Origin of the sequence: Paractinoplanes toevensis (genome assembly GCF_018332695.1) — a bacterium.
Lineage (GTDB): Bacteria > Actinomycetota > Actinomycetes > Mycobacteriales > Micromonosporaceae > Actinoplanes > Actinoplanes toevensis.
Map to the genome: position 1 here is coordinate 21,862 of NZ_BOQN01000111.1, position 6,048 is coordinate 27,909.

At 66.1% G+C, this 6,048-nt stretch carries 6 protein-coding genes; 2 read left to right on the plus strand and 4 right to left on the minus strand.

Annotation, left to right across the window (positions count from 1 at the left end):
• Positions 1-185: 185 nt before the first annotated feature.
• The gene (locus Ato02nite_RS40010) at positions 186-416 is read left to right on the plus strand and encodes a hypothetical protein (RefSeq protein WP_213011915.1); all 231 of its coding nucleotides are present in this window, start codon (positions 186-188) and stop codon (positions 414-416) included.
• Positions 417-1,158: 742 nt separating this feature from the next.
• On the opposite strand, the gene Ato02nite_RS40015 is transcribed toward Ato02nite_RS40010, so the two are convergent.
• From Ato02nite_RS40015 to Ato02nite_RS52200, 4 genes are all read right to left on the minus strand, one after another.
• Complete coding sequence (locus tag Ato02nite_RS40015) at positions 1,159-1,446, minus strand: hypothetical protein (protein WP_213011916.1); 288 nt, start codon at positions 1,444-1,446, stop codon at positions 1,159-1,161.
• A 116-nt stretch (positions 1,447-1,562) separates the two neighbouring features.
• Positions 1,563-2,765 carry an SMI1/KNR4 family protein gene (locus Ato02nite_RS40020; RefSeq protein WP_213011917.1) on the minus strand — a complete coding sequence of 401 codons (1,203 nt, stop codon included), beginning with the start codon at positions 2,763-2,765 and terminating at the stop codon, positions 1,563-1,565.
• Between the two features lie 273 nt (positions 2,766-3,038).
• Positions 3,039-3,740, minus strand: coding sequence for a hypothetical protein (locus tag Ato02nite_RS40025; protein ID WP_213011918.1), 702 nt, complete (start codon positions 3,738-3,740; stop codon positions 3,039-3,041).
• Positions 3,741-4,411: 671 nt separating this feature from the next.
• Positions 4,412-5,086, minus strand: coding sequence for a response regulator transcription factor (locus Ato02nite_RS52200; protein ID WP_246607994.1), 675 nt, complete (start codon positions 5,084-5,086; stop codon positions 4,412-4,414).
• A 63-nt stretch (positions 5,087-5,149) separates the two neighbouring features.
• Here Ato02nite_RS52200 and Ato02nite_RS40035 point away from each other — a divergent pair, with 63 nt between their 5' ends.
• Positions 5,150-6,031 (plus strand): Kelch repeat-containing protein, encoded by an 882-nt coding sequence (locus Ato02nite_RS40035; protein ID WP_213011919.1) that lies wholly within the window; start codon positions 5,150-5,152, stop codon positions 6,029-6,031.
• Positions 6,032-6,048 lie beyond the last annotated feature (17 nt).

Genomic DNA, 6,048 nt, shown 5'->3' on the forward strand with positions numbered 1-6,048 from the left:
GGGTTTATGTCCGTTATTCGCGTCAGCTGCATATGCACTTGTGGCGCGTGCAGCCGACATTCAGCATGAGACTAAGGGATTCAGGCACGTCGCCTGGTGGGAGGTCCAAGATCAGGATATGGACCAAGCGGACGGAGCCAGAATCCGGTCGCTGCCTCATGTCAAGGCATTGGCTAGGAGGTCTCATGTTCGAGCTCGTTGCAGCCACCACATCTGGCTTACGCCTACCGATCGCGGTCGACCAGCTCGCGATCCCTCTCGCCGCAGTTTGCCTCGCCGTGGCGCTACTCTGCTTCAAACGCGCGGTCGCCCCGGTTGGTCCGCTCGTGCGCGCCCTCGCTGCGGCAGCAACTTCGGCCCTCGCCGTTGGTGTCGCGCTCGTCCTGCTCGTCGCGGTCATGGTTCAAGGACACTGACGTGAACGGCATGCTCGTTGTCGTCGCCTTGATCGTAGTCACGCTGTTTATCGTCACCGAGCTGGTTGCGGCAGTGCTGCCGTTGGTTATCGTAATTTCGCTCGTACCCCCGATGGAACGTCGCGGACTTGCTGAGCTCCTCGCTGCGATCGACAGCTCCCGCCGACTACGGCTTTGGCGCGCAATAAGACTTGCCGTCGCAGCGCGGCGGCGAGTCCGCGGACACGCCAATCCCGTCGGCTGTTCGGCTTGCGACTGTCACGCCTCAGCCAGGCCAGACGGTTCCTTCGCCGCGCCTAAACCGTAGCCGGATCTCGTGATGGCTATTTTCGAACCGACGCCTGATACAACACCGGAATTGGTCAGGTCCGCGGCCGGGATGCGTACACATGTGCGCCAAACCAAACTCGCCGCTCGGCAATCCTGCAACTGATTGGTGGTCTGGCAACCGGCGCGGACACTCCCCGTGGCCCCGCGCCGATTGCGGGCTCACGCCAGTGGAGGTTTCGCGAGGATTGTACGCGCTATTCAATAGACGTGGAGACGGCGGAGCCCCGCTCATCCGCGCAAGAAAAATACGCGAATCGCGGAAGCTGATCCGTGTTAGTACTTCCTAAACGACATCTCCAATAGCTTCGAGCCGCCACAAGTCAGCGCACTGATCTGCCGCGATGAGCGCTCTACATATCGTCACTGCCGTCCGACTCCACGCATCCCCTCCAGTGAATGGGTACCGCTTCGGCTAGTTCTGGGACTTTCGTTCCGGAGGCATCTGCTCACCCAGGCGATGTTGCTCGAGGAGGGCGCCTTCCAGAAACGCTGTGACGATGGGAAGCGGCAGGCCGCTGTTTGTCAGCAGGATCTCGGTGTCGTCGGCATCGGCCACGGAGAACAGCACGGTCACCAGCGCTGGACCTACTTCTCCGTCGACGACCTCGGCCAGCTCGAGTGCTGGACCGTCATGCCGTATCGCGTCGTGGTAGGCCAGAAACTGGAATCGTCGGTCGCCATGCTCGAGGAAGGGCGTCACCGGCAGATCCTCGCACCACCTCGCTCATGAGCCGACGTCCGGGTTTGCCGCAGTTCGTGCGCCCGCAGGTGGAGAAAACTGTGCTGGGCTGGACGATCATGCTCCGCGCGGCGGGATCACGTTTGGCGGAGCGTCTGGAGCTGCCGAATGCGGATCGGGAGTTGACGCCAATACAGCGCCAGCAAGATTCCCCACCAGCTGACGATCTCGTCGGCAAGAACAACACCGTCATCGACGATGCGGGCGTACACCGCCGGTCGCCGGTCCAGGAAACTGGCTGAGGTCTCGAGCAGCCGATCGCCGAGCACGTCGATGTCGTCGGCCAGATCCGGCAATCCGGCTCGGGCGTAGCGGCTCAGGATGGTCGGGTCCAGGCCGCCGGTGTTGTCGTACCGGATGCCGCGCCCGACACCGGTATCGGCCAGCGACTGGCCGCGGTAGCGAGCTCCGGCCTGCTTGTTATAGGCCACCCACATCTCATCGTCCCAGCCCGGCTCGGTAGCGGCGATGGCTTCCGCGGTCACTATCAGCACCTCGGTATTGCGCTTCACGGTGGCGGCGATCCACGCGGCCGGCCAGTCGTCGCTTGGCTCGGCGAAGCCGCCGACGCGCAATTCGGCAGTCAGTGCTCGGTAGCGATGCCGCAGTTGTTCGGGATCAGGCCCGCTGCGTCCTCCGGGATGGACCCAACGCCAAAGATCGTCGTCCCAATCGACGCCTTGGGCGTCGACCCAGATCCGGAAACCCCGGACCTTCCGATCGCGGCGAACCGCCTCGGCAACCTCCTCCAGCATCGCACCCACGCCGGTCCAGACCGCCGGACCAGAACTCCAACCGGTGTGCATCTTCGAAACGCAACCATTCGCGTGCCCGAACCGCAGATCGACAAACAGGGTGCCGCCCGCGTCGTCCCCGGCAACCGGCAGCCATTGAGGAAGGAACCAGCCCGAGCAACCCGTGCCCGCCGGTGCGGCAAGGCATTCGTCGTAGTCGTCAGGTTCGTACCGGTCGGCGTGCGCGGAAACCTCCAGCCAAGTCCGCCGGTCACTCAGCGCTTCCCGCACCGAGTAGGGCGTGTAGCTCTGCGGAATCAGACTGGTGTGTTTCGTCATGCCATCGGCCAGTTGCCACCAGCGGACAAGGTCCGCGGGCAGCGGGCGTCCCAGGGTCTCCTCCGCCAGACGCAGGTCATCGGGTGACGCCGCCGGCCGTATCCAGGCGAGAACCTCCGGGCAGTACCGCTGAAGACCGGCGACCAACACGGCCCAGGACTCGTCGACCGAGCCACCATCGCCACCATCGCGAACAATGTCCTCCACCAACCCATCCTCACGAACAAGTCGTCTACAAACACGAAGTTCAAGAGAATGCGATTGTCCGGATCTGCCGCCGTCCGGGCTCGGGCAACCGCCCCGGTCGTCACCCTGCGTACGCCCGGCCTGAACGAGGGGACGCGCGGTTATGCCGATGAGCGCGCACTTGATCTTGGGACCCGCCTTGGCCGCAGATCAAAGTGCCGTACCCGTCCCAGTGGTCAAAGGCGGCGCCTCGACGAAGGCGGGATGATGGTAGGACGCGGATGAACCCAGCTGTCAATCTCTGCCGGGGCCTGCTGCCTGCTTGAAGTAGCGGCGCCGCAGTCTCGTCTCAAGCCAGTGGGCCAAACTCGTCCGCAGTCGGAGAGGAAGGCGCCGAACAATGGTGAGAAATGGTATCAGTCGCATGTAATCGGCTATGAGCCACGACAAGCTGGACTCGGCTCGTGTGCCAACATGACGCCGCTTTGGCTCGCCGTCGTTCTCCCGTGTCCAGCGCAAGCCCGCACCATCCGTGAACAGCAGAAGGGTACTGGTTCGCTTAGCGACCTGCTCCGGCCGGGGTTCCGCCCCTCGGAAAGGCCAGCGGTGTTTCTCCTGAAAGAGGACCTCTTTCCCGTCCGTGATGTTGCCCGGGATGGGGGACATGGTGACCTCGGCTGTGAACCCGATAGGCAGGCCCGGCATTGCCAGGACTCGAACAGCAGAAATCATTGTTTGACTGTTGTTGCTGATCAAGACGTGAACACCCTGCCAGCCGTCGTCGGGAGATCCGATTGCCGCCGTGACCGACACCAGCACGAGTCTGGCCTGCGCGGCCTCAGCGTCCAGCTTGTCCTCGCGCCTCAACCGCTGATCGTGCCGCCAGACCATGAAGGCGATGAGGATCGCAGCAGCAGAGAAGATCGCCGCGCCGAGCGTCGACCACGCTTCGAGCCAATCGGCGGCGTTCGGGCCATCAGCAGCATAGACAAGCATCGCGATCAGGATACGTGAGCTCTCCATCGCTCGGACGCCGGCTTATCGGCTGCATGGTTCGTCGGTCTAGGGTGGAAGAGTCAGCCCCGGTCATCTCGTCCGATGCCGGCAGGTACTTAGCAAATCTCAGTCGGCCCTCGCCGAAGCACGGTCGCTTTGGGTAAATTTGGTATCCTGCGACCGATGATGCAGGTTGACGGACGCCCCCAACATCCGGACCTAGCCGATGAGCGGGCGCTCGCCCGCCGATCCCGCCGCTTCCACCTTGGTCGCGCAACGCCCTTCCGCGCGCATTTCAAGGAAAATGCTTTTTACCGAGCTGGCGGGACTCCACATTCCTTGAAAATGCGCAGCGGCACGGGACCTGGACTGCAGCGGCGAGGACGTTCGACAGGGCGGCACGCGGCGTCCGGATCTGCCGCCGATAGTTGCGCGGCAGGGAAATACTTGTAGCCGCAGGGTTGGCGACCGGGCGGGAAATCAGGGGCTGGGCAGTTAGCGCGTGCGGCTCCCGTACGTTCGGTCCTGGAGTTCGACGAAGGCCCCGCGCTTCGCTACCCGACCCAACCACCGACCCGGAGGTCCTCGCACGGCTCCGCATCCGGCGGCACGACCGACTCGGCGGACTCCTCCACGAATTCGAGCATGCTGCTTGACCAGCACGGATGGCATTACCGGCACCCGCAGGCGTCCGTCGAGATCGCCGCCTCGGTGCGGCTGTGCACGTCGAGGCTGGCGAACGCGTTCTCCAGGTGCTTGCGGACCGTGTGCGGGGAGACCGCCAGGCGGTGGGCGATCGCCCGGTTGGTCAGGCCCTCGCGGACCAGCGCCAGCACCTCCCGCTCACGCTGGGTGAGGCTCGGCGTCATGATGCGGCGGACGGCGGCGTCCAGGTGGGGGCGTAGCAGGGTCAGCACCAGGCGGTCGTGGTCGGTGAAGCCGGCGCCGGGAGCCCGATCCAGCAGCAGCACGTTGGTCTGGCCGGGTGGGCAGGGGAGCTTCACCCCGATCTCGTATTCCAGGCCGCAGGGGCGGAAGTAGTCGTGGTAGATCGCGGTGCGGTGCCAGGCTCGCTCGCCCAGCAGGTCGCTGATCGAGCAGACCGGCCGAAGCACGCCGGGGCCGTGACAGAGCGGGTGCTCGTGGTAGTGCTCCCAGAACGCCTCGTCGGAGGAGTCGTCGGGAACCGAGGTCTCGTTGTCGAGAACCCGACGGCGGGGAACGTCGAGACGGGACCAGGACACCACGTCGCACGGGATCGCCTCGGCCAGGACGCCGAGGACGTCGGCGATGGCCGTGGCCTCGAACAACCGGCGGAGCGTGTCGTCGCCCAGGTCGATACCCATCGGGGGAGCCTACGACGTACGTCGTATGGCGCCTGTCGGCTGCCGGACCGCAGCGTGGAGGGCATGACGGAGAACAGGACGGAACGCTGGCAGGCCCGCCCCTCGCTCAACGTGGCGCGCGGCGGCCTGATCGGCACGACGACCGGCACCACGTACGCGATCGGCGGCTTCACCTCGGGTTTCGGCGCCGGGCTGGATTCGGTCGAGCGGCTCGACCCGGCCGGCGGCCACTGGCGGTTGATCGCACCGATGCCGACCGCGCGCGGCAACCCGGCCGCCGCCACCGTGCGCGGTGACGTCTACGTGCTGGGCGGCTACGCCGGCGACAAGACCCTGGACGTCGTGGAGATCCTGGACGGGGACCGATGGCGGACGGGGCGGCCGCTGCCCGGTGCCCGCGGCGGTGCCGCCGCGGCGGCGATCGGCGACCGGCTCTACGTGGTGGGCGGCTTCGACGCGGCCGACAACGCGACCACGGCGGTCTCGGTCTACGACGTGCATGACGACGCCTGGCACGACGCACACCCGATGCGCACCTCGCGCGGCCTGCTCAAGGCCGAGGTCCTCGACGGCCACCTGTACGCGATCGGCGGTACCGTCGACGTCCAGGTCTTCCAGGCCACGGTGGAGCGTTACGACCCGGCGGCTGACCGCTGGCACACGGTGGCTCCGCTGCACACCGGCCGCGGCAACCCGGGCGTGGCGGCGGCCGGCGGCCGGCGGATCTTCGTGGTCGGCGGCGCGAGCGCGGACGGTCCGCTGCGCACGACCGAGGTGTACGACCCGCGCGCCGACCGCTGGCGCACGCTGGATCCGCTCCTCCCGGTCGGCCGGGCCTCGTTCTCGGCGGCGGTCCACGACGACCTGCTGGTGGCCTTCGGCGGCTTCGAGCTGACCGCCGGCACCCCCACCGCCAGTTCCCGCGTCGAAGCCCTCCGCATCTAGACACCTTTCGGGTTGGG

Coding starts and splice junctions, on each gene's coding strand:
- Ato02nite_RS40035 (WP_213011919.1), top strand. CDS start 5,150: ATGACGGAGAACAGGACGGAACGCTGGCAGGCCCGCCCCTCGCTCAAC.
- Ato02nite_RS40010 (WP_213011915.1), top strand. CDS start 186: ATGTTCGAGCTCGTTGCAGCCACCACATCTGGCTTACGCCTACCGATC.
- Ato02nite_RS40025 (WP_213011918.1), bottom strand. CDS start 3,740: ATGCTTGTCTATGCTGCTGATGGCCCGAACGCCGCCGATTGGCTCGAA.
- Ato02nite_RS52200 (WP_246607994.1), bottom strand. CDS start 5,086: ATGGGTATCGACCTGGGCGACGACACGCTCCGCCGGTTGTTCGAGGCC.